At 59.2% G+C, this 20,505-nt stretch carries 22 protein-coding genes; 10 read left to right on the forward strand and 12 right to left on the reverse strand.

Annotation, left to right across the window (positions count from 1 at the left end; all coding sequences use genetic code 11):
• The first annotated feature begins 106 nt into the window (after positions 1-106).
• Positions 107-1,645 (forward strand): glycosyltransferase family 39 protein, encoded by a 1,539-nt coding sequence (locus tag Q7V03_RS20045; RefSeq protein ID WP_304927358.1) that lies wholly within the window; start codon positions 107-109, stop codon positions 1,643-1,645.
• Here Q7V03_RS20045 and Q7V03_RS20050 read toward each other — a convergent pair.
• From Q7V03_RS20050 to Q7V03_RS20070, 5 genes are all read right to left on the reverse strand, one after another.
• Positions 1,614-2,909, reverse strand: coding sequence for a branched-chain amino acid ABC transporter permease (locus Q7V03_RS20050; protein WP_304927359.1), 1,296 nt, complete (start codon positions 2,907-2,909; stop codon positions 1,614-1,616). The two genes, Q7V03_RS20045 and Q7V03_RS20050, sit on opposite strands and share 32 nt — an antisense overlap.
• Position 2,910: 1 nt before the next feature.
• Positions 2,911-3,915 carry a branched-chain amino acid ABC transporter permease gene (locus tag Q7V03_RS20055; RefSeq protein WP_304927360.1) on the reverse strand — a complete coding sequence of 335 codons (1,005 nt, stop codon included), beginning with the start codon at positions 3,913-3,915 and terminating at the stop codon, positions 2,911-2,913.
• Between the two features lie 4 nt (positions 3,916-3,919).
• A complete protein-coding gene (locus Q7V03_RS20060) occupies positions 3,920-4,630 on the reverse strand; it encodes an ABC transporter ATP-binding protein (protein WP_304927361.1) in 711 nt (236 codons plus the stop codon).
• A complete protein-coding gene (locus Q7V03_RS20065) occupies positions 4,623-5,411 on the reverse strand; it encodes an ABC transporter ATP-binding protein (protein WP_304927362.1) in 789 nt (262 codons plus the stop codon). Before Q7V03_RS20065 ends, Q7V03_RS20060 begins: the two co-directional genes overlap by 8 nt.
• Before the next feature lie 197 nt (positions 5,412-5,608).
• Complete coding sequence (locus Q7V03_RS20070) at positions 5,609-6,799, reverse strand: ABC transporter substrate-binding protein (protein WP_304927363.1); 1,191 nt, start codon at positions 6,797-6,799, stop codon at positions 5,609-5,611.
• Positions 6,800-7,091: 292 nt separating this feature from the next.
• Here Q7V03_RS20070 and Q7V03_RS20075 point away from each other — a divergent pair, with 292 nt between their 5' ends.
• Positions 7,092-7,499, forward strand: a complete 408-nt coding sequence (locus Q7V03_RS20075; protein ID WP_304927364.1) for a DUF805 domain-containing protein — start codon at positions 7,092-7,094, stop codon at positions 7,497-7,499.
• A gap of 6 nt (positions 7,500-7,505) precedes the next feature.
• Here Q7V03_RS20075 and Q7V03_RS20080 read toward each other — a convergent pair whose 3' ends face one another.
• Positions 7,506-8,531 (reverse strand): GlxA family transcriptional regulator, encoded by a 1,026-nt coding sequence (locus tag Q7V03_RS20080; RefSeq protein WP_304927365.1) that lies wholly within the window; start codon positions 8,529-8,531, stop codon positions 7,506-7,508.
• A 153-nt stretch (positions 8,532-8,684) separates the two neighbouring features.
• Here Q7V03_RS20080 and Q7V03_RS20085 point away from each other — a divergent pair, with 153 nt between their 5' ends.
• Positions 8,685-10,055: a class II 3-deoxy-7-phosphoheptulonate synthase gene (locus Q7V03_RS20085; protein ID WP_304927366.1), complete on the forward strand. Its 1,371-nt coding sequence runs from the start codon at positions 8,685-8,687 to the stop codon at positions 10,053-10,055.
• A gap of 109 nt (positions 10,056-10,164) precedes the next feature.
• Here the strand turns inward: Q7V03_RS20085 and Q7V03_RS20090 are convergent, their stop codons facing one another.
• Positions 10,165-10,812 carry a PAS domain-containing protein gene (locus Q7V03_RS20090; RefSeq protein WP_304927367.1) on the reverse strand — a complete coding sequence of 216 codons (648 nt, stop codon included), beginning with the start codon at positions 10,810-10,812 and terminating at the stop codon, positions 10,165-10,167.
• 172 nt (positions 10,813-10,984) lie between these two features.
• Between Q7V03_RS20090 and Q7V03_RS20095 the strand changes: the two genes are divergently transcribed.
• The 3 genes from Q7V03_RS20095 to Q7V03_RS20105 are packed head-to-tail and all read left to right on the forward strand — an operon-like array spanning position 10,985 to position 13,041.
• Entirely contained in the window at positions 10,985-11,884 is a 900-nt protein-coding gene (locus Q7V03_RS20095) for a YicC/YloC family endoribonuclease (protein WP_304927368.1), read from the forward strand.
• A 3-nt stretch (positions 11,885-11,887) separates the two neighbouring features.
• Positions 11,888-12,523, forward strand: a complete 636-nt coding sequence (gene gmk, locus Q7V03_RS20100) for a guanylate kinase (protein WP_304927369.1) — start codon at positions 11,888-11,890, stop codon at positions 12,521-12,523.
• Positions 12,520-13,041 carry a gamma carbonic anhydrase family protein gene (locus Q7V03_RS20105; protein WP_304927370.1) on the forward strand — a complete coding sequence of 174 codons (522 nt, stop codon included), beginning with the start codon at positions 12,520-12,522 and terminating at the stop codon, positions 13,039-13,041. The genes gmk and Q7V03_RS20105 overlap by 4 nt, the downstream gene beginning before the upstream one ends.
• Before the next feature lie 59 nt (positions 13,042-13,100).
• Here the strand turns inward: Q7V03_RS20105 and Q7V03_RS20110 are convergent, their stop codons facing one another.
• From Q7V03_RS20110 to gap (Q7V03_RS20125), 4 genes are all read right to left on the reverse strand, one after another.
• The gene (locus Q7V03_RS20110; protein WP_304927371.1) at positions 13,101-13,262 is read right to left on the reverse strand and encodes a hypothetical protein; all 162 of its coding nucleotides are present in this window, start codon (positions 13,260-13,262) and stop codon (positions 13,101-13,103) included.
• Between the two features lie 238 nt (positions 13,263-13,500).
• The gene (gap, locus tag Q7V03_RS20115; protein WP_304927372.1) at positions 13,501-14,505 is read right to left on the reverse strand and encodes a type I glyceraldehyde-3-phosphate dehydrogenase; all 1,005 of its coding nucleotides are present in this window, start codon (positions 14,503-14,505) and stop codon (positions 13,501-13,503) included.
• Positions 14,506-14,597: 92 nt separating this feature from the next.
• Positions 14,598-14,741 (reverse strand): hypothetical protein, encoded by a 144-nt coding sequence (locus tag Q7V03_RS20120; protein ID WP_304927373.1) that lies wholly within the window; start codon positions 14,739-14,741, stop codon positions 14,598-14,600.
• A 12-nt stretch (positions 14,742-14,753) separates the two neighbouring features.
• Positions 14,754-15,752, reverse strand: coding sequence for a type I glyceraldehyde-3-phosphate dehydrogenase (gap, locus tag Q7V03_RS20125; RefSeq protein WP_304927374.1), 999 nt, complete (start codon positions 15,750-15,752; stop codon positions 14,754-14,756).
• Between the two features lie 191 nt (positions 15,753-15,943).
• Between gap (Q7V03_RS20125) and Q7V03_RS20130 the strand changes: the two genes are divergently transcribed.
• Entirely contained in the window at positions 15,944-16,915 is a 972-nt protein-coding gene (locus Q7V03_RS20130; RefSeq protein ID WP_304927375.1) for a DUF808 domain-containing protein, read from the forward strand.
• Positions 16,916-16,986: 71 nt separating this feature from the next.
• Here the strand turns inward: Q7V03_RS20130 and tkt are convergent, their stop codons facing one another.
• Positions 16,987-19,002: a transketolase gene (tkt, locus tag Q7V03_RS20135; RefSeq protein ID WP_304927376.1), complete on the reverse strand. Its 2,016-nt coding sequence runs from the start codon at positions 19,000-19,002 to the stop codon at positions 16,987-16,989.
• Between the two features lie 209 nt (positions 19,003-19,211).
• On the opposite strand from tkt, the gene Q7V03_RS20140 reads away from it, so the two are divergent.
• From Q7V03_RS20140 to Q7V03_RS20150, 3 genes are read left to right on the forward strand one after another with little or no spacing between them, the layout of a single operon-like run.
• A complete protein-coding gene (locus Q7V03_RS20140) occupies positions 19,212-19,721 on the forward strand; it encodes a hypothetical protein (RefSeq protein WP_304927377.1) in 510 nt (169 codons plus the stop codon).
• Positions 19,714-20,085, forward strand: a complete 372-nt coding sequence (locus Q7V03_RS20145; protein ID WP_304927378.1) for a cell division protein ZapA — start codon at positions 19,714-19,716, stop codon at positions 20,083-20,085. The genes Q7V03_RS20140 and Q7V03_RS20145 overlap by 8 nt, the downstream gene beginning before the upstream one ends.
• Positions 20,082-20,417, forward strand: a complete 336-nt coding sequence (locus tag Q7V03_RS20150) for an MliC family protein (protein ID WP_304927379.1) — start codon at positions 20,082-20,084, stop codon at positions 20,415-20,417. The genes Q7V03_RS20145 and Q7V03_RS20150 overlap by 4 nt, the downstream gene beginning before the upstream one ends.
• The last annotated feature ends 88 nt before the right edge of the window (positions 20,418-20,505 follow it).

The following is a 20,505-nucleotide window of genomic DNA, read 5'->3' on the forward strand; positions in this document are numbered from 1 at the left end:
AATCACCGCCCCGTCCGCGACAAAATGCGTCGCAAATGAAGTGCAAGCGCGACGGTAGACCCTAGCGGTAGATCATTGTAGCAATGGCGCAGCAACGGAGGCGCAGATGCTGGGTAAACTTTGGCCAATTCTGATCGGTGTGGCGGTGGGTCTGGCCGCCCTTGTCGCGATGCGACCCCTGCTGCCGATTGACGAGACCCGCTATCTGTCCGTTGCATGGGAGATGTGGTTGTCGGGCGATCCGGTGCATTTGACCAAAAATGGCGAGATGTATACGCATAAAACGCCTTTGCTGTTCGCGATGATCAATCTGGTCTGGCTGCTTACGGGCGTCAATGAATTCGCCGCCCGGCTTGTCGGCCCCGCTTGCGCGGTGGGCATGGTCGCAGGCACCACGCTGCTGGCCCGCCGCCTGTGGCCCGCTGAAAACCTAGGTATCCGCGCCGCCCTGATCCTTGCTGGTTTTCCTGTGTTCCTGATCTACGGCTCGGCCACGATGTTCGACGCGCTTTTGGCGCTCGGCGTCTTGGGCGGCATCGCCGCACTCTGGAGCATCGGGCAGGGCAGGGGCGGCTGGCCCCTGTTCGGATTGGCACTCGCATTTGGCGTCTACGCAAAAGGTCCGGTGATCCTCGTCCACCTGATGCCCGTGCTGTTGACCATGCCCTATTGGGCCCCCAACCCGCCCAAGGCGACCGAAATCGCCAAGGGCTTTGGCGGCGCATTGCTGGTTGCCCTCGCCCTGATCGCGCTCTGGTTGGTGCCCACCTTGCTCACCGCCACCCCCGAATTCCGCACCGAACTGCTGTGGACCCAATCCGCCGCCCGCGTTGCAGGGGGCATGGCGCACGACCGCCCGTTCTGGTTCCTGATCGCTCTACTGCCGCTGCTGCTGTTCCCATGGGGCTGGTCGATCCGCCTTTGGTCCGGCTTCAAAGGCACATGGAGCGACCCTGCGATCAAACTTTGCACGATCTGGGCCGTCTCTACCCTGATCCTGTTCTCGCTGATTTCTGGCAAACAAGCACATTACCTGCTGCCCGCCTATCCCGCGATGGCGTTGCTGTTCGCGCATGCCTCAGTCCGTGCCAAATCCGGCAGCCTCGCTTGGGTCGCCCTGCTGCTGATCGCCGCCGGGGCAGGTGCCGTGGGCCTCGGCCTGATCCCCGCCAAAGCGGATCTCGCCCAACTGGCCCCGTACTGGCCACTCACCGCTTTCGCGGCCCTCTGCCTGATCCTAGCCCTGCTGATCTGGCGCTTGCCGCGCATCCCCGGCCACCTGCTGGCAGGCACAGGCCTGACGCTTGGCATCCACGCCATCATTGCCAGCACCGAGCTTTACGCCGCCTATGACGGCCAACGCCTAGCCACTACCCTCGCCAGCAATGAGGAGGGTGGCCTTGCCGTGATCAACGAAGAATATAACGCCGAGATCAACTTCCTTGCCCGTCTGACCACCAAGGTCGCCCTAACCCCCGATCTGCCAAGCCTGACCGCTTGGGCGCAAACCCACCCCAACGGCATGATCTTTGGCCGGGTAAAAGAAAACCCGCTGACGGCAGCGCCGCAGCAGGTTTTCCACTTCTTCGCACAGGATTGGGGTCTCTGGCCTGCTACTTCTCTGGGATCAATCCCTTCGGACTGAATCTGAGAACCAGCAGCAACACCGCCCCCAAGGTCACCAGCCGCAAATGCGGCGCCGCATCAATCAGATGCGCCTTCAAGGCCCCCGCAGGCAGCGGATAGGTCATATAGCCCATGAACACTGGGCCTGCGTTTTCGACAATCAGCCACAGCCAGCCCAGCAGCAAGCCGCCCAAAACCGCGCCCCAGTTGTTGCCCGAGCCACCCACGATCACCATCACCCAGATCAGGAAGGTGAACCGCAGCGGCGAGTAATTGCCCGGCGTCAGCTGCCCCTCCATCGAGGTCAGCATCGCCCCCGCCATCCCCACCACAGCCGAGCCGATGATGAAAATCTGCAAATGCCGGGCCGTTACGTTCTTGCCCATCGCGCTTGCCGAAACTTCATTGTCACGGATCGCCCGCATCATCCGGCCCCAAGGGCTGTTCAGCATCCGCTCGGAAATCCAAATCAGCGCCAGCAGCACCGCGCCAAAGATCAGCATATACAGAAGTTTTACCAGGATGGTTGAGGCAGAAATCGTATCAAAGCCCCAGTTCTGCGCCCAGCCCACAAACTCGGCCGACTTCTGCAAATCGACCTCATACGGCACAGGCCAAGGCCGTGGCAGACCGACAAGGTTTTTCACTCCACGTGACAGCCAATCCTCATTCTTCATCACCGCCAGCACAATTTCGGCAATCCCCAGCGTCGCAATCGCCAGATAGTCCGAGCGTAAACCCAAGGCCACCTTGCCAATCGCCCAAGCCGCAACGCCCGCAAACAGCGCGCCCACGGGCCAAGACAGCAAGGATGGCAAGCCAAAGCCGCCGATATTGCCATAAACCGCCGGATTGAACGCCTCAATCGCCGTCACAGCGGGGTCGTAAATCGCGCGGTAAGCAAAGAAGCCGCCGATCAGGATCGACGCCACCGTCCAGTTGCGCGCACGTCCCGCCATCCGCCGATAGGCCGCCACCGCTCCTGCGATCACCGCCAAACCGAACGCAAGGCTCAACAGCAACCGTGGCCCGCCCGCCGCCCAAGCCTCTGGCACTGGCTGCGCCGAGACCACAACCACCGCCAAACCGCCCAAAGCCACCGAACCCATGATGCCCGTAGAGAACAACCCGGCATAGCCCCATTGCATGTTGACGCCCAAGGCCATGATCGCCGACAGGATGCCGATATTCAGGATTTGCAGGCTGAGGTTCCAGCTTTGCATCACGCCTGTCAGCACGAACAGCAGGCCGACCCCGGCGAACATCATCACATTGCGGTGCATGTCATTTCCCCTTAAAAATGCCGGTTGGCATGAACAGCAGCACGATGATCAGGATCGAGAAGCTGACCGCAAATTTGTAGTCGGTTGACAAAAGTTGCAGCAGTTGCGTCGGGGCCAGATCAACCGAAGCCAGATACAGCACCACCTTTTTCCACGCATAGGTGACAAACACCTCGGAAAACGCGATCACAAACCCGCCTGCGATCGCGCCCAGCGGGTTGCCAAGCCCGCCCACCACCGCCGCCGCCGCAATCGGCAACAGCAGTTGGAAATAGATGAACGGGCGGAACGACTTATCAATTCCGTAAAGCGTACCCGCGATCACCGCCAAAGCCGTGGCGATGATCCATGTCACCATCACCACTTTTTCGGGGTTGATGCCCGACAACAGCGCCAGATCCTCGTTATCCGAAAACGCCCGCATCGACTTGCCGGTGCGGGTTTTTTGCAAGAACCAGAACAACAGCGCCACGCAAACCGCAGCCATCACCACGGTGATTGCCGTGGTGGATTTGATCGCCAGACCTTCTTGCAGCCCAGTCATGTCTTTGAACTGCTGCGCCGTCATCACAAACCGCGCGCCATCTGCAAAGCTTTGTTCTTCCGGACCGATGATCATCCGCGTCAAGCCGTTCATGATGAACATCACACCCGTCGAGACAATGACCAGAATGATCGAGGCGACTTTCTTCTGCCGATAGAACCGATACACCACTCGGTCGGTGCCCAAAACAAAAGCGCAAGTGACCGCAATCCCGAAGGGCAGGGCAAGCAGTGCTGTAGGCAGCGGTCCCGCCGAAATTCCCATGCTTTGGAACCACCAAGTGATTAGGATCACCCACATCGTGCCAAACGCCATGGTATCGCCATGCGCAAAGTTGGAGAACCGCAGGATGCCGAACACCAAGGTCAACCCCAGCGCACCCAGCGCGAGTTGACTGCCATAAGCAAAGCCCGGCACCACGACAAAGTTCAGAAAAGCCACAAGGGCGTTGAGCATATCCATGGCCTCAGCCCCCCAAGAACGAACGACGGACTTCGGGATCGGCAAGCAGCGCTTGGCCCGTGTCGGTAAAGCGATTTGCACCCTGCACCAGAACATAACCTTTATCGGCAATATCAAGCGCTTGGCGGGCATTCTGTTCGACCATCAGAATAGAGATCCCGCTGCGGGCGACCTCAATAATCCGGTCAAACAGTTCATCCATTACAATTGGCGACACCCCAGCGGTCGGCTCATCCAGCATAAGCACCTTCGGCTGCGTCATCAGCGCGCGGCCCACGGCGACCTGCTGGCGCTGCCCGCCCGAAAGCTCCCCCGCCGCCTGATAGCGCTTTTGCTTCAGGATCGGGAACAGATCATAGATCTGCGCCATGGTATCCTTGATCTCATCGGTGCGAATGAACGCGCCCATTTCAAGGTTTTCTTCCACCGTCATGCTGGTGAAAATATTGCTGGTCTGCGGCACAAACCCCATGCCCTTACGCACGCGGGCTTGTGGCGACAGCTTGGTGATATCCTCACCGTCCAGCATCACCCGGCCCCCGCGCAGGTTGAGCATGCCAAACACCGCCTTCATCGCGGTCGATTTTCCAGCGCCATTCGGGCCAACAATCACTGCGATCTGGCCTTTTTCAACGGCAATCGTGCAGTTGTGCAGAATATCAACCGGGCCGTAGCCGCCGGTCATATTCTCACCAATCAGGAAGGGTTCAGCCATGCGCCGCTTCCTTCACTTTGTTCTTCAGTCCGGTGCCCAAATAAGCCTCGATAACCTTTTCGTTGTTCTTCACTTCCTCAACCGTCCCCTGCGCCAGCACTTTGCCCTCGGCCATACAGATCACCGGGTTGCAGATGCGGGCGATGAAATCCATGTCATGTTCGATGACGCAGAACGTATAGCCGCGCTCTTTGTTCAGCCGCACGATCGCATCGCCAATGGTGTTCAAAAGCGTACGGTTCACCCCCGCGCCAACTTCATCGAGGAAAACCATCTTGGCATCGACCATCATGGTGCGGCCCAGTTCCAGCAGCTTTTTCTGCCCGCCCGAGATATTGCCCGCGCGTTGATCGGCCAGGTGGGTGATGGTCAGAAACTCCAACACTTCATCGGCTTTCTCGCGGATGCGCTTTTCCTCGGCCGCCACAGCGCCACGCCGGAAGCAGGCGTTCCACAGGTTTTCGCCTGACTGCGCGCCCGGCACCATCATCAGGTTTTCCCGCACCGTCATGCTGCCAAATTCATGCGCGATCTGGAACGTGCGCAGCAGGCCCTTGCCGAACAACTCGTGTGGCGGCAGGCCAGTGATATCTTCGCCCGCCATCTTCACCCGTCCGCTGGTCGGCGACAGCCGCCCTGCGATCACGTTGAACAATGTGGTCTTGCCCGCGCCATTCGGCCCGATCAACCCGGTGATCGTCCCGGCTTTGATTTCTAGTGAAGCGCCATCAACAGCCCTAAAGCCGCCGAAATGCCTGTGCAGGTCTTCGACAACGATCATATATCCCCCTGTCACCGCCTCTTGTCATGGAATCCCATGCGGGCGTAATTTTGCATGGGCAAGCCATGCGGTCTTATTTTTGAATGGGCAAGCCATGCTGTCGTGTTTGTTTGCATGGCAAGCCATGCGGGTGGCTTTACTTACAGCAACGGCCCGAGGCGTAACCCCGGGCCGTGCTGAGATGTTTCAGGCCGAAATCAACGGAACTTGATGGTTTCGTAGACGCCGCCTTTGATTTCAAACTCGCGGTAACGGCCAGCGCTTTCGCCCGGACCGATCAGCTCCACGCCCGACGCGCCATCATAGTCGATGTCTTTGCCAGCTGCGATCAACTCCAGTGCCTTGCCGATTTCGCCGGGCAGGATTTTCTCGCCCGGTGCATTGGCGATGTCCATGATCTTGGTCGCATAGACCTTCGAGTCAGTAGAATTTGCCGCCTGCATCGCCAGCATGATCAGCGCCGCCGCATCATACGACTCCATCGAGTAAGGCGAGGTCGCATCGAATGGCGCCGAATTGGTTTTGCCCATTTCGGTCAGGATCGCAGCACCCGCGCTGTCCGACTGTGCGACTTGGCCGTAAGAGCCGTCCAACGCCGGACCGATGTTTTTCGGCAGGTTGTCACCCACCATACCGCCCGGAAGACCGAACTTTGTGAAAGCGCCCGCGTCAAGCGAGGCTTGGATGATGCCTTTGCCGCCCTGGTCAAGGTAGCCCGCCACAACCAGCAAATCCCCACCAGCCGCAGCCAAGGACGCAACTTCAGCCGAGTAATCGGCCTTGCCGTCTTCATGCGGGATATTGATGGTCACGGTGCCGCCTTTTGCCGTGAACGCTGCTGCAATCGCTTCAGCCAGACCCTTGCCGTAGTCAGTGTTGGAATAGGTCAGCGCGATGGTCTTCACGCCATGCTCGACCAGAATGTCGCCCATGACTTCGCCTTCGCGTGCATCCGAAGGTGCTGTGCGGAAGAACAGGCCATCATCTTCAGCGCTCGACAGGGCGGGCGAGGTTGCCGAAGGCGAAACCATCGCGATGCCGTTCGGACGCGCCACGTTCTGCAAAATAGCGCCAGTCACACCCGAGCAATCGCCGCCCACGATGCCTTTGACCCCATCAGCCGTAACGATGCGCTCTGCTGCCGCGGTGCCAGCCGCCGAGTCGCCGCAGGTAGAGTCTGCGCGCACCGAGACAAAGTTCCAGCCGTTCAGCGCTTTGCCCGAAGCATTGGCTTCCGACATTGCCAATTCAGCCGCATTGGCCATATGGCCGGTCAACGATTCGATTGGCCCGGTAAAGCCGATCAGTACGCCAATCTTCACATCTTCCGCCGAAGCAGCGCCAGCCATAAGGGCGGTTGCCGCCGTGGCCAAAAGCAGTTTTTTCATTGTTATCTCCCATGTTGGATCGCAATCCTGCCGTCGAACCTAGAGCGGCGTTTCGCAAAAGAAAAGCGTCTTAAAGGACAACATTTTCCTCCGATACATCAGCTCTGGCTGCGACAGGTTGCAAATAGGCTAATGTCCGAATGGCACTATTTCAAGCTTAAAGTAGTGTGAAGCGGTGAAACCGATAGCATTTGCTGGGAAAATGAGCGGCGGTATAACTTGGGCTTACATTTTCTGGACAGATTATCGGACAGCGTGCGAGAGTGAAAAATAGCACTTTGTGAGGTCGGAAATGAATTTTGTCGAAGCCGTGAAATCTGGCTATGCGAACTATGCTAACTTCTTGGGACGCTCGCAGCGTTCTGCCTATTGGTGGTGGATGTTGTTTCAAATCGTGGTGGCGCTTGTTATTGCGCTGCTTGAAGGCGGCGGCTCGTTCAGCCGTACCGCGGGCTCGATGGAGTTTGCCGTGGTGGGCGGTCTGTTTTCAACGATCTGGTCGCTGGCGAACATAGTGCCAGCGATCGCAGTTTCGGTGCGCCGCCTGCATGATCTGGATAAATCCGGTTGGTGGCTTCTGATCGGTCTGATCCCGCTGGTCGGCGCAATCATCTTGTTGGTCTGGTTTTGCTCGCGCGGCACGGGCGGAGCCAACCGCTTTGGCGCAGGTCCGCTTGGACCAAACGCCAACGTGGTCTAAGCGGCTTTAAATCGACAGCCGCACACCAATGCCGGGGCTGGGCATCCCTTGGGTGCCCCGCTCGCGGTAAGGCGTGGTGTTGTAATGGCTGCGGTAGCATTTTGAGAAATGCGATGGGCTGGCAAAACCGCAGGCCAGTGCCACGTTGATCACCGACATATCGGTCTGCATCAAAAGATTGCGCGCCTTTTGCAGCCGCAGTTCCATGTAATAGCGCTTGGGTGAGCGGTTCAGATAGCGGCGGAACAACCGCTCCAACTGCCGGGTGGACATCCCCACATCTTCCGCCAAATCCGCCGGGCTCATCGGGTCTTCGATGGCGTTTTCCATCATCTGAATGACCTGAGACAGCTTTGGATGCCGCACCCCGATCCGGGTCGGGATCGACAAGCGCTGGGTGTCCTGATCGGTGCGGATGCTGGAATAGATCAACTGGTCTGCCACAGTATTTGCCAGATTCTCGCCATGATCCGTGGCCACCACTTTCAGCATCAGGTCGATGGGCGAGGTGCCCCCTGCGGTGCTCCAGCGGTTGCCATCCATCACAAAGATCGACCTTGTCAGTTTGACATTTTCGAACTCCTCAAGAAAGCTATCCTGATTTTCCCAGTGGATCGTGGCTTTCTTGCCGTCCAGCAAACCCGCCTTGGCCATCGTGTAGGATCCGGTACAAATACCGCCAATAACCACCCCACGCCTTGCCTCTCGGCGCAGCCAGTTCAACACATTCTTCGTGGTGCTTCTTTGGATATCAAGCCCGCCGCACACCAGCACAACATCTTCGCGCTCGATCTCATCCAGCCCCATGTCCAATTTGAACGCGGCTCCGTTCGAACATCTTACTTCCAGCCCGCCTTCTCCCGCCAGGGCCCAAGAATACAAAGCTACACCCGATGCCCGGTTGGCCACGCGCAAGGGCTCCAAGGCACCCGCAAAAGACATCATGGTGAACTTGTCCAGCAACAAGAAGACAAACCGACGCGGCACGTCAGCCTTTTCAACTTGGGTGGCTTTACGCAGGAGGGTGGACATGTTGCGACCTATTTGTGTCGGTTTCGTCGCAAGGAAACAGGAAATAACGGCTTCCGCAAGGGCGAACCATGCACAAACACCGCCTTTCGCTCTTTGCAATCCCGCATATTTTTTCTATACCGCCCCGATATCGCTAACAGAGGGGGGACTCCAATGACCAAGGGTTGGACAAAGTCGGATTGGCGCGCAAAGCCGCGCTTGCAGATGCCCGATTATCCGGACACCGCTGCACTCAACACGGTTGAGGCGCAACTGGCCAAATATCCCCCGCTGGTCTTTGCTGGCGAGGCGCGCAAGCTGAAAAAGCAACTGGCCTTGGCGGGCGAGGGCAAGGCCTTCCTGCTGCAAGGCGGTGATTGCGCCGAAAGCTTCTCCGAATTCTCGGCCGACAACATCCGCGACACCTTCCGCGTCATGCTGCAAATGGCAGTGGTGCTGACCTATGGCGCGAAAGTTCCAGTGATCAAAGTCGGCCGCATGGCGGGTCAATTCGCCAAGCCGCGCTCGGCCAATACCGAAATCATTGATGGCGTCGAATACCCGTCCTACCGCGGTGACATCATCAACGGCTTTGACGCCACGGTTGAGGCGCGTCGCCCCGATCCGTCGCGGATGCTGCAAGCCTACACCCAGGCTGCAGCCTCGCTGAACCTGCTGCGCGCGTTTTCGACGGGTGGTTTTGCCGATATCCACCGCGTCCATTCCTGGACCCTTGGTTTTGCCGAGCATGACAAGGCCGAACGCTACCGCGAACTGTCCAACCGCATTTCCGACGCGCTCGACTTCATGAACGCGGCTGGCATCACCTCGGAAACCGCGCCTTCGCTGGCTTCGGTTGACTTCTACACCAGCCACGAATCGCTGCTGCTGGAGTATGAAGAGGCCCTGTGCCGCGTGGACAGCATCACCGGCCAGAACGTGGCAGGTTCCGGCCATATGATCTGGATCGGCGACCGCACCCGTCAGCCCGACGGCGCGCATGTTGAATTTGCACGCGGCGTGCTGAATCCGATCGGTCTGAAATGTGGTCCGACCACCACGGCAGATGATCTCAAGGTGCTGATGGCCAAGCTGAACCCAGCCAATGAGGCAGGCCGTTTGACCCTGATCGCGCGCTTTGGTGCCGGTAAGGTGGGTGAAAATCTGCCGCGCCTGATCAAAGCCGTGCAGGAAGAAGGTGCCAATGTGGTCTGGTCTTGCGATCCGATGCACGGCAACACTATCAAAGCCGCCTCGGGCTACAAAACCCGTCCCTTTGAATCGGTGCTGCGCGAGGTTCGCGAATTCTTCCAGATCCACAAAGCCGAAGGCACCGTGCCCGGCGGCGTGCATTTTGAGATGACCGGCCAGGACGTGACCGAATGTACTGGCGGCCTACGCGCGGTGACCGATGAAAATCTGTCCGACCGCTACCACACCGCCTGCGACCCGCGCCTTAACGCCAGCCAATCGCTGGAACTGGCCTTCCTTGTGTCTGAAGAGCTCTCGGCTCAACGCGAATCCGCCCGGCGCGTCGCTCTGTAAGAACCCAAAGTATCACAAAAAAAGGGCGGGGAGCCAACTGCCCGCCCTTTTTGCATGTCACATTGGTGCAAATATCTTCGGGGGTTAGGGGCGGAAAGCCCCCTTCTTGCTAGCCGCGCGAACTCACCAGCCGCAACTCTGCTCGTCCCGAACTGCGCGGCGGCGCAGGCTCCATCGCCTCGGTATATGGCACGACGCGCAAACCCGACCCCGTCACCAATTCCCGCACCAGCCCCGAAATTGCAAACCGCCGCGGCTGCCGCCCCAATTGGCCTTCCGTCACCAAACATCCCAGCGCCAGCTTTGGCTCGCCCGCAACGCCCGCCAGCGGCAACAGCAACATTCGCCCCGACAAGGCGGGCCGCCCCACCGAACGCTCTGCCTCCAGCCACACTTCCATGATCGCGGGCGAGGCAAACACCTGCTCCAATTCATGCCCCATCCGCGCCCGCGCCATCGGCTCAAACAGAGACGACAGCGGCATGCCGCGCAGATCCATCCCCAGCAGATCGTTCAAAGCCATTCCGGCAAGCCGAAACCGCGCTAGCCCCGGTGCGATCTGCTCGATCAAAAACACCTTGTCCAGACAATCGGCCATCCCGCGCGGATCGATCTGGCCACGCGCAGGCAAACCGCCCGCCACCCGCAACGCTTCCCAATAGCCACGCACCACCTGCAACACCGCAAGCATATCCGCCGAGGATCTGCTGCGATCACCGCCCTTGCCATACGGGCCTTTACCAAAGAAAGTTAACATCGTAGGCCCTCCACTAGGCTTCGGGTTTTCGCAATCTGGTCGTGCAGAGTCTACAACTTAAGATTGCTTACTGATAAGTTAATATACACCGGTTGCAGCGCGTTTTGTAGACAATCTAAACAAATGGTAAACACCTCTGCGTCCCCGGCGCACGGTGCCAAAGGAGCAAGCAATGACGGTTTCAATGACAGGTTTCGCCGCGCGCAAAGGGCAGGGGGCGGGCTGTACTTGGGCTTGGGACATCCGCTCGGTGAACGGCAAGGGCCTTGATCTGCGCCTGCGTTTGCCCGATTGGATCGACGGCTTGGAACTCGCCCTGCGTGCTGAACTTAGCCGCGCTTTGCAACGCGGCAATGTCAGCCTGTCGCTGAAGGTCACCCGCGATGCGGGGGCCGACGGGGCTGAATCCCTCCGCCTCAATCCCGGCACACTCTCTGCGGTCCTGTCCGCGCTTGGCCAAATCGAAGATGCCGCCATGGCCGCAGGTGTCACCTTGGGCCAACCGACCTCTGCTGACGTTCTTGCCGCGCGTGGCGTGATTGACGCCAACAGCTCCGAGTCCGACCCCACCGCGATCCGCATCGCCATCCTCGCCGACCTGCCCGAATTGCTCAGCGCTTTCCAAGCCATGCGCGCCGCCGAAGGCGCTGCCCTGAACAGCGTGATAGCCGCCCAGCTCGACAAAATCACCGATCAGACCAAAGCTGCCGACACCGAGGCCACCGCCCGCCGCGACGCAGCCCCCGCCACCCTGCGCGACGCCCTCACGAAAGTCCTCGCCAATGCCGAAGGCGTCGATGAGACGCGCCTCGCCCAAGAACTCGCCCTGATCGCGGTGAAAAATGATGTCACCGAAGAACTTGACCGACTGCGCGCCCATATCGACGCCGCCCGTGCGTTGCTGGCTGAACCGGGCCAAGTGGGGCGCAAATTTGATTTCCTGATGCAGGAATTCATGCGCGAGGCCAACACGCTCTGTTCCAAATCGCAAAGCCTTGGCTTGACCCGCATCGGGCTTGACCTGAAGACCGTGATAGATCAGACGCGCGAACAGGTTCAAAACGTGGAATAAAATATGGCACGCCGTGGTCTTCTGCTAATCCTGTCTTCGCCCTCTGGGGCGGGAAAATCCACGCTTGCCCGCAGGCTGATGCAATGGGATCCGACCTTGCGCTTTTCGATCTCGGCCACCACCCGCCAACCCCGTCCCGGCGAACAAGATGGCCGCGAATACTATTTCCACCCACGCGAGGCCTTTGAAGCCTTGGTGCAATCGGGTGAAATGCTGGAACATGCCGAGGTGTTCGGCAATTTCTACGGCTCGCCCAAAGCCCCGGTTGAGGCTGCCATGCGCGAGGGCCGCGACACCCTGTTCGATATTGATTGGCAGGGCGGCCAGCAGATTCGCAACTCATCCTTGGGCCGTGACGTGGTGTCGATCTTCATCCTGCCGCCCTCGATTGCCGAGTTGGAAGTACGCCTGCGCGCCCGTGCGCAGGATTCTGACGAGATCATCGCAGGCCGAATGGAGAAATCCCGCGATGAAATCAGCCATTGGGCCGAGTATGATTATGTCATCATCAATCGCGATATCGACAGCGCTTTCAATGAGTTGACGGCCATTCTTCAAGCCGAACGCCTGAAGCGCGACCGCCAGCCTGATCTGTCCGATTTCGTCCGTACCCTGAACCGAGAGTTTGAAACCCGATGATCTACGTCCTCGACGGTATCGCCCCACAGATTGATCCCTCGGCTTGGGTCGCCGATACCGCCGTGCTGATCGGCAAGATCACCTTAGAGGCCGAGGCGAACATCTGGTTCGGCGCGATCCTGCGCGGCGACAATGAAGAAATTTGCGTCGGGCATGGCAGCAATGTTCAGGAAAATTCGGTTCTGCACACCGATATGGGCTATCCGCTGACCATCGGCGCAAACTGCACCATCGGCCACAAGGCGATGCTGCACGGCTGTAGCATTGGCGAAGGTAGTCTGGTCGGCATGGGGGCCACCATCCTGAACGGCGCAAAAATCGGCAAAGGCTGTCTGATCGGGGCAGGGGCGCTGATCACCGAAGGCAAAGAGATTCCCGATGGCAGCTTGGTGATGGGCGCGCCTGGCAAAGTGGTGCGCCCGTTGGACGCCGAGGCACAAGCGCGTCTGCTGAAATCAGCGACCGGCTACCAAGCCAACGCGAGGCGCTTTTCCAAGGGGCTGGTATTGCTCACATAAAAAGGGGGCCGACTGGCCCCCGGATACGTCGTAGATTTGCGGGCCTGAGCCTTGGCAACTTAACCCCAGACAGCCTTGTGGGCGATACGTTCTGCATCCTCGGGGAAGATGCCCAGATCGAGTGCGACCCGGCGCGGCATCCCAGCAATTTCGTCACGGGTGCGACGATACAGGGCATGTTTCTCGGCAGCGGCGCGCAGTTGAGCGATAAGCGATTTCATAATGTTTCCTTTTCCTCTGCGATGACTTGGCCCGGATGGCTTTGTCCCTTTCGCATGATAACAATATAGGAAAGTCGTTAGCGCCAACAACTGACAATGCTGCGTTGCGGCATTGCGTTTTGTGCATAGCTTGTGCATTTTCGCCGTAACGAGACGGGGGCGCCCAAAGGCACCCCCAAACCGAATTCTATCGCAGAATCCGTGTCGTAATTCGCGCGAATTCCGTCCTACGCTTGCCTCAGATCAGCTTACCCATCGCCACAGCGGTATCCGCCATCCGGTTCGAGAAGCCCCATTCATTGTCATACCACGACAGGATCGAGCAGAACGTGCCGTCCATCACCTTGGTCTGGTCCATGTGGAACACCGACGAATGCGGGTCATGGTTGAAATCCGACGAGACATTCTTGAACTCGGTATAGCCCAGAATCCCCTTCAACGGCCCCGAAGTCGCCGCTTCCTTGATTGCCGCGTTAATTTCTTCAACTCTCGTCGCCCGCTTGGCGATGAACTTCAGATCGACCACCGAGACGTTCGGCGTCGGCACCCGAATGGCAAAGCCGTCCAGACGGCCCTTCAACTCGGGCAGCACCAGACCAACCGCCTTGGCAGCGCCGGTCGAGGTTGGAATCATCGACAGCGCAGCAGCCCGGCCGCGATAGAGGTCCTTGTGCATCGTGTCCAAAGTCGGCTGATCGCCGGTATAGCTGTGGATCGTCGTCATCATGCCCTTTTCGATGCCGATCAGCTTGTTCAGCACATAGGCGACGGGCGACAGGCAGTTCGTCGTGCAAGATGCGTTAGACACGATCAAATCGCTGGAGGTCAATGTGTCATGGTTGACACCATAAACGATGGTCTTGTCGGCATCCTCACCCGGAGCAGAAATCAGCACGCGCTTCGCACCGTTCTCAAGATGCGCCTGGCATTTTTCTTTGCTGGTGAAAATCCCTGTACATTCCAGAACGATATCGACATCGCCCCAAGGCAATTCTGCCGGATTGCGCAACGCCGTCACCCGCATCGGGCCCCGGCCCACGTCGATGGTGTCGGCAGTGGTGGTCACCACATGCGGAAAGCGGCCATGCACCGAATCAAAGCGCAGCAAATGCGCGTTGGTTTCCACCGGGCCCAGATCGTTGATCGCGATCACTTCAATATCGGTGCGGCCCGATTCGATGATCGCGCGCAGCACGTTGCGGCCAATGCGGCCAAATCCGTTAATGGCGACTTTTACGGCCATGAGATAACCTCCTGAAAACAGCGCGACTCACGCGCGAGATGCTAGCGCTAACATCACGAAATTGGTGTGACAATCAACGATAAAGGCAACCCTTACCGCCAGATCATCAGATATTGAACCAGATCGCCAAGCTTGCGAAGCAAAAACACCGATGCGTGACCACTGTTGAACACCGCGTCCGCCGCAATCGCGGCGGCAATCAGCAGGGCAAGCACCAAAGCAATACGGTCGGTCACGGCATCTCCGCTTTATTGCAGCAGCCGCCCCATCACCCCAGCCACATCGGCCATACGGCAGGAAAAGCCCCATTCATTGTCATACCAAGCCAGCACCCGCACCGAGCGGCCCACCACTTTGGTCTGGTCTGGCGCAAAGATAGATGAATGTGGCGTGTGATTGAAGTCGATTGATACCTTGGGTTCCGGGTCATAGGCCATCACCATGCCCATATAGCCGGATGCCGCCGCGCGCACGATCTCGTTAACCTCATGCACCGTCACCGATTTTTTGGCGATGAAGGTTAGATCAACCGCCGACACATTCGGCGTTGGCACTCGGATCGAGCTGCCATCCAGCAATCCCGCCAATTCCGGCAACACGTCCCCCAACGCCCGCGCCGCCCCGGTTGACGTCGGAATCATCGCCATCGACGCCGCCCGCGCCCGGTATAAATCCTTGTGGCGGCGGTCCAGCGTCGGCTGATCACCGGTATAGCTGTGAATCGTGGTCATGATCCCGCTCTCTATCCCGATGGCGTCGTTCAAAACCTTCGCCAGCGGCGCCAGACAATTCGTCGTGCAAGACGCGTTTGACACCACATGATGGTCCGCCGTCAGCCCGCGATGGTTCACCCCATACACCACCGTCATATCTGCACGCTTGGCGGGGGCCGAGATCAAAACCCGCTTCGCCCCGCGCCCCAGATGCACAGCCGCCTTATCGCGATCATTGAACTGCCCGGTACATTCCAGCACCACATCGACACCGTCCCAATCCAATTCTTCAGGGTTATAGGTGCTCATCACCCGCATCGGCCCACGGCCTAGGTCCATCTCGTTGCCCGAGATCTTCACCACGCCCGGAAATCGTCCATGCACTGAATCATACTTCAACAAATGCGCATTGGTCTCAATCGGCCCGGTCGCATTGATGGCCACCACCTGCACATCATTGCGCGCGGATTCGGCAATATGCGCCAAAGTGCAGCGGCCAATCCGGCCAAATCCATTGATCCCGATGGTAATCATGCGCGCATCCCTTGGCTTCAAGCTCTATCCCATTTTGCTATAGGCAAGCCGGACGCGGGCGAAAAGTATAAAAATTACGCAAATTCAACATGTTATCGCAAACATCCCCTGTTCGCGCTAACAAGCCACAGGCTTTGCCTTTTGCATGTGCAGCAACTAGATACTTTAGGCAGAACAGCGATGAGGCAGGTATGAGCGGGTTACTGGCACTTCTGGATGATGTCGCGGCCATCGCAAAGGTCGCGGCGGCCTCGATTGATGACATTGCGGGGGCAGCGGCGAAAGCCGGGGCGAAAGCGGCGGGGGTGGTGATCGACGATGCCGCTGTCACACCGAAATACGTCCACGGCTTTGAAGCCAAGCGCGAGTTGCCGATCATCTACCGCATCGCCAAAGGCTCGCTTAAGAACAAGTTGATCATCCTGCTGCCCGGCCTGCTGGCGCTGAACGCCTTCCTACCGCAAGCCATCACGCCGCTGCTGATGCTGGGCGGGGCCTATCTGTGCTTTGAGGGTGCCGAAAAGGTCTATCACGCGTTGATGCCCCATGCCGACGCGCAGATTGAGGCCGATTTCGACACCAAAGACCCTGCCCATCTGGAAGAAGAGAAGATCGCAGGCGCGATCAAAACCGATTTTATCCTATCGGCAGAGATCATGACCATCGCCCTTGCCGCGATCCCTGCAGGTAGCTTCTGGATGGAGGCCATCACCCTCGCCATCGTCGGCACCATGATCACCGTCGTGGTTTACGGCGCAGTGGCTTTGATCGTCAAAATGGACGACGTCGGCCTGCACATGGCGACGCATCGCAAAACCTCTGCTGCCCGCGCCTTTGGCCGGGGTCTCGTGGTTGCGATGCCAAAACTGATGAGCTTTCTGTCCACCGTCGGCACCCTCGCGATGCTGTGGGTCGGCGGCAACATCATCGTGCATGGCTTGGATGTTTTGGGCCAGCATGAACCCTACGGCACCATCCACCACTGGGCCGTCTCCGCAGCCGAAACCCTGCCACAAGCCGCTGGTCTGGTCGAATGGGCTGTCACCGCCGCCTGCGACGGCGTGCTGGGTCTGGCCTTGGGGCTTGTGCTGGTCCCGGTTGTCACCAAGATTATCCTGCCCGCATGGTCCGCGATCAACGGCAAGAAAAAGGCCGCGCATTAAGCGCGGCCCCATCGAAATCTAACGTATATGCGCAGGGTAGGGTGGGGTTTAACCCCACCGCACCGTCAAACTCAAAGCATCGCTTTGACCTTGGCGACAGCATTCTCCGCCGTGATGCCAAACTCTTTGTACAGCCGTTCCATCGGGGCCGAGGCCCCAAACGACGACATCCCAACGAAATCAGCCTTGCCATCACGGCCCCGCTCGCCGAGCAACCAACGATCCCAGCCCTGCCGCACACCCGCTTCAATTGCCACCCGCACCGGACCCGCTGGCAACACCTTGCGGCGATACGCCTCGTCCTGTGCCGCAAACAATTCCATCGACGGCACCGATACCACCCGCGTGCCAATGCCTTCGACTTGCAGCAGATCGCGCGCCTTGAGCGCAATCTCCACTTCCGAGCCCGTCGCCATCAGAATGACCTGACGCTTGCCCACAGCCTCTTCAAGCACATAAGCGCCCTTGGCGACCATGTTGGTGTTGGTATGGGTTTTGCGCACCGTCGGCAGGTTCTGACGGCTCAGCGCCAGCACCGAAGGCGTGTTCTTCGAGCTCAGCGCAATCTCCCAAGCCTCCGCCGTCTCGACCAGATCGGCGGGCCGGAACACATAGGTGTTTGGCGTCGCGCGCGAAATCGCCAGATGCTCCACCGGCTGGTGCGTCGGGCCATCCTCGCCCAAACCGATGCTGTCATGTGTCATCACATAGACCACCGGAATCCCCATCAGCGCCGACAGCCGCATCGCAGGCCGCGCATAATCGGTGAAGCACATGAAGGTGCCGGAATACGGACGCACCCCGCCATGCAACGCCATACCGTTCATGGCTGACGCCATGCCATGCTCACGAATGCCATAATAAACATAACGGCCCTTGCGATCCTCGACGCCAAACACCCCGAGATCAGCGGTCTTGGTGTTGACCGATCCGGTCAAATCCGCCGAGCCACCGATGGTTTCCGGCAACACCGGGTTCACCGCCGCCAGCACTTTTTCGGACGCCGAACGCGTGGCAATCTTCGCGCCCGCTTCCGATGCCGCCTTCTTCACCCCGCGAATGATCGCAGGCAGCTTGGCAGGCACATCGCCCGCGAAAATCCGCTCAAATTCTGCCTGCTTCGCAGGGGAAAGTGCTGCAAACCGCGCCTCCCACTCCGCATGGGCCAAACCGCCGCGCACCCCAAATGCCTCCCACTGCGCTTTGACCGCGGCGGGGATCACGAAGGGCTCTGAAGTCCAGCCATAAGCCTCTTTCGCCGCTTTCATCTGCGCCGCATCGGTCAAAGCGCCATGGCCCTTTGAGGTGTCCTGCGCCGCATGGCCCAAAGCGATATGGGTCTTGCAATCAATCAGCGTCGGCTTGTCCGACTTCTTCGCCGCCGTCAAAGCCCGGTCAATATCCACCGGATCATGGCCGTCGCAATGCAGCACATTCCAACCCGAAGCCGCAAACCGCGCCCGCTGATCGGTCACATCCGACATCGAAACCTTGCCATCAATGGTGATGCCATTGTTGTCCCACATCACGATCAAGCGGCTGAGTTGCAATTTCCCAGCCAGACCGATGGCTTCCTGAGAAACGCCCTCCATCAAACAGCCGTCCCCGGCGATGACGTAAGTGTAGTGATCCTGCACTTTCGAGCCCCAACGCGCCCGCAAATTCTCCTCGGCAATCGCAAAGCCAACCGAATTGGCAATGCCCTGACCCAGTGGCCCGGTGGTGGTCTCGACGCCTGCGACATGACCATATTCCGGATGGCCCGCGGTAATCGCGCCCCATTGGCGGAAATTCTTGATCTGCTCAATCGTCATATCCGCATACCCCGTCAGGTACAGCAACGAATAGATCAGCATCGAGCCATGGCCCGCCGACAGAATAAACCGATCCCGGTCCGCCCAGCGCGGCGCTTTGGGATCAAACTTCAGGTGCTTTTCAAACAACACCGTCGCCACATCCGCCATGCCCATCGGCATGCCAGAGTGGCCGGAGTTGGCGGCGGCAACGGCGTCCAAAGTCAGCGTGCGGATGGCGGCGGCGCGCATCCAATGATCGGGGTGGGCGGTGCGAAGCGTCTGGATATCCAAGGTTGATGTCCTGTTCCTGGTGTGGGGTGGGCTGAAAGCTCCATAACAGCCCGTGCGGCAAGATCAAGCGCGCCCCGCAAGGCCTTGGACGCAAAAGACAAGACGGCCCCGCGCCAAGCGGCTAAGATCGGCACTGACGCCCGTTTTGCCGATTCGCAGCAGCGATGGCGCAGGGCAGGGCCAGAAGAAACAGAAAGGGCATAAGACCCATGCAGGATATCGCAGAACTAGAGCGGCGCATCACCGCAGCCCTTGAACGCATCGGGCGCGGGGTGGAAAGCCTGAGCGCAGCCGTGCCAATGCCATCAGACAACCCCACGGCCATGCTGCCCGAAAGCGATTTCGCCGCGCTGAACGAACAGCTTGACGAAGAACGCATGCTCAACGCGCAGCTGCAAGAACGCCTGCGCGCGGTGCATCAAAAGGATGAGGCCGCGAAATCTACGCTGACCGATGAAATCTCGGCACTCAACGCGCAACTTTCCGCGCAGTCCGAGGAACTCGCCCGCCTGCGCGCGACCTCTGCGGCGTTGAACGAAGAACTCGCCGCCCTGCGCGACGTGGCAGAGTTGGGCGTCACCGAACCCGAGCATATCAACAAAGCCATGCTGGCCGAACTTGAGGCCCTGCGCAGCGCCCGGGCATCCGAGGCCGAAGAGCTGTCAGAAATCATCGCCGCGCTGAACCCGTTGATAGAGGAGGCCGCCGCCAATGCCTGATATCGAAATCACCATCGGCAGCCGCAATTTCACCGTCTCTTGCCAACCCGGTGAGGAACATTTCCTGCGCGGCGCTGCGGCGATGTTGGATACCGAAGCCACGCCTCTGGTCGCGCAAATGGGCCGCCTGCCGGAAGCCCGTATGCTGTTGATGGCGGGCCTGATGCTGGCGGATAAAACCGCAGCAATCGAGGATGAAAACCGTCAGTTGAAACTGAAACTGGCCGAGATCGAAGCCCGCCCGCAGCCCGAGCGTGAGAAGATCGAAGTCGCTGTGGTCCCGCCCGGCCTGCGCGAAACTCTCGCCGAAATCGCCGCAAGGGCCGAAGCAATGGCCGCTTCCGTCGAAGATCGCCTGCAATGATCCGCATATTCGCTGTGCTGGCGCTGCTTGCCGCCTGCACGCCCGACGGTGCCGATCCATCCGCCTCCGATCCGAACGCCACGCAATACCTTTGCGCGGACGGCACCGAAATCACCACCCTATTAGGCAATGACGGCAACCTCAAACTCACCGTCCAAGGCGAAACTGTCACACTACTTGCCGAGGAAGCCGCCTCTGGCGCACGCTATGGCTGGCCCTCCGATGGCTCCAGCTATGTCTGGTGGACCAAGGGCCCAGAGGGCACGCTTTACTGGAAAGACGGCACCAAAGGCGGCGAGGAAACTGTGCTGCACGCTGAGTGCAAAGAATAATAACAAATTTCAGACAATTTGCCTAAAATTGTCATCCTCTGTGCTCAAATATCCCGGGGGTGGGGGGGGTGGCCCCCGCCCCCACACA

Origin of the sequence: Cypionkella sp., from assembly GCF_030652235.1 — a bacterium.
Classification (GTDB): Bacteria; Pseudomonadota; Alphaproteobacteria; order Rhodobacterales; family Rhodobacteraceae; genus Cypionkella.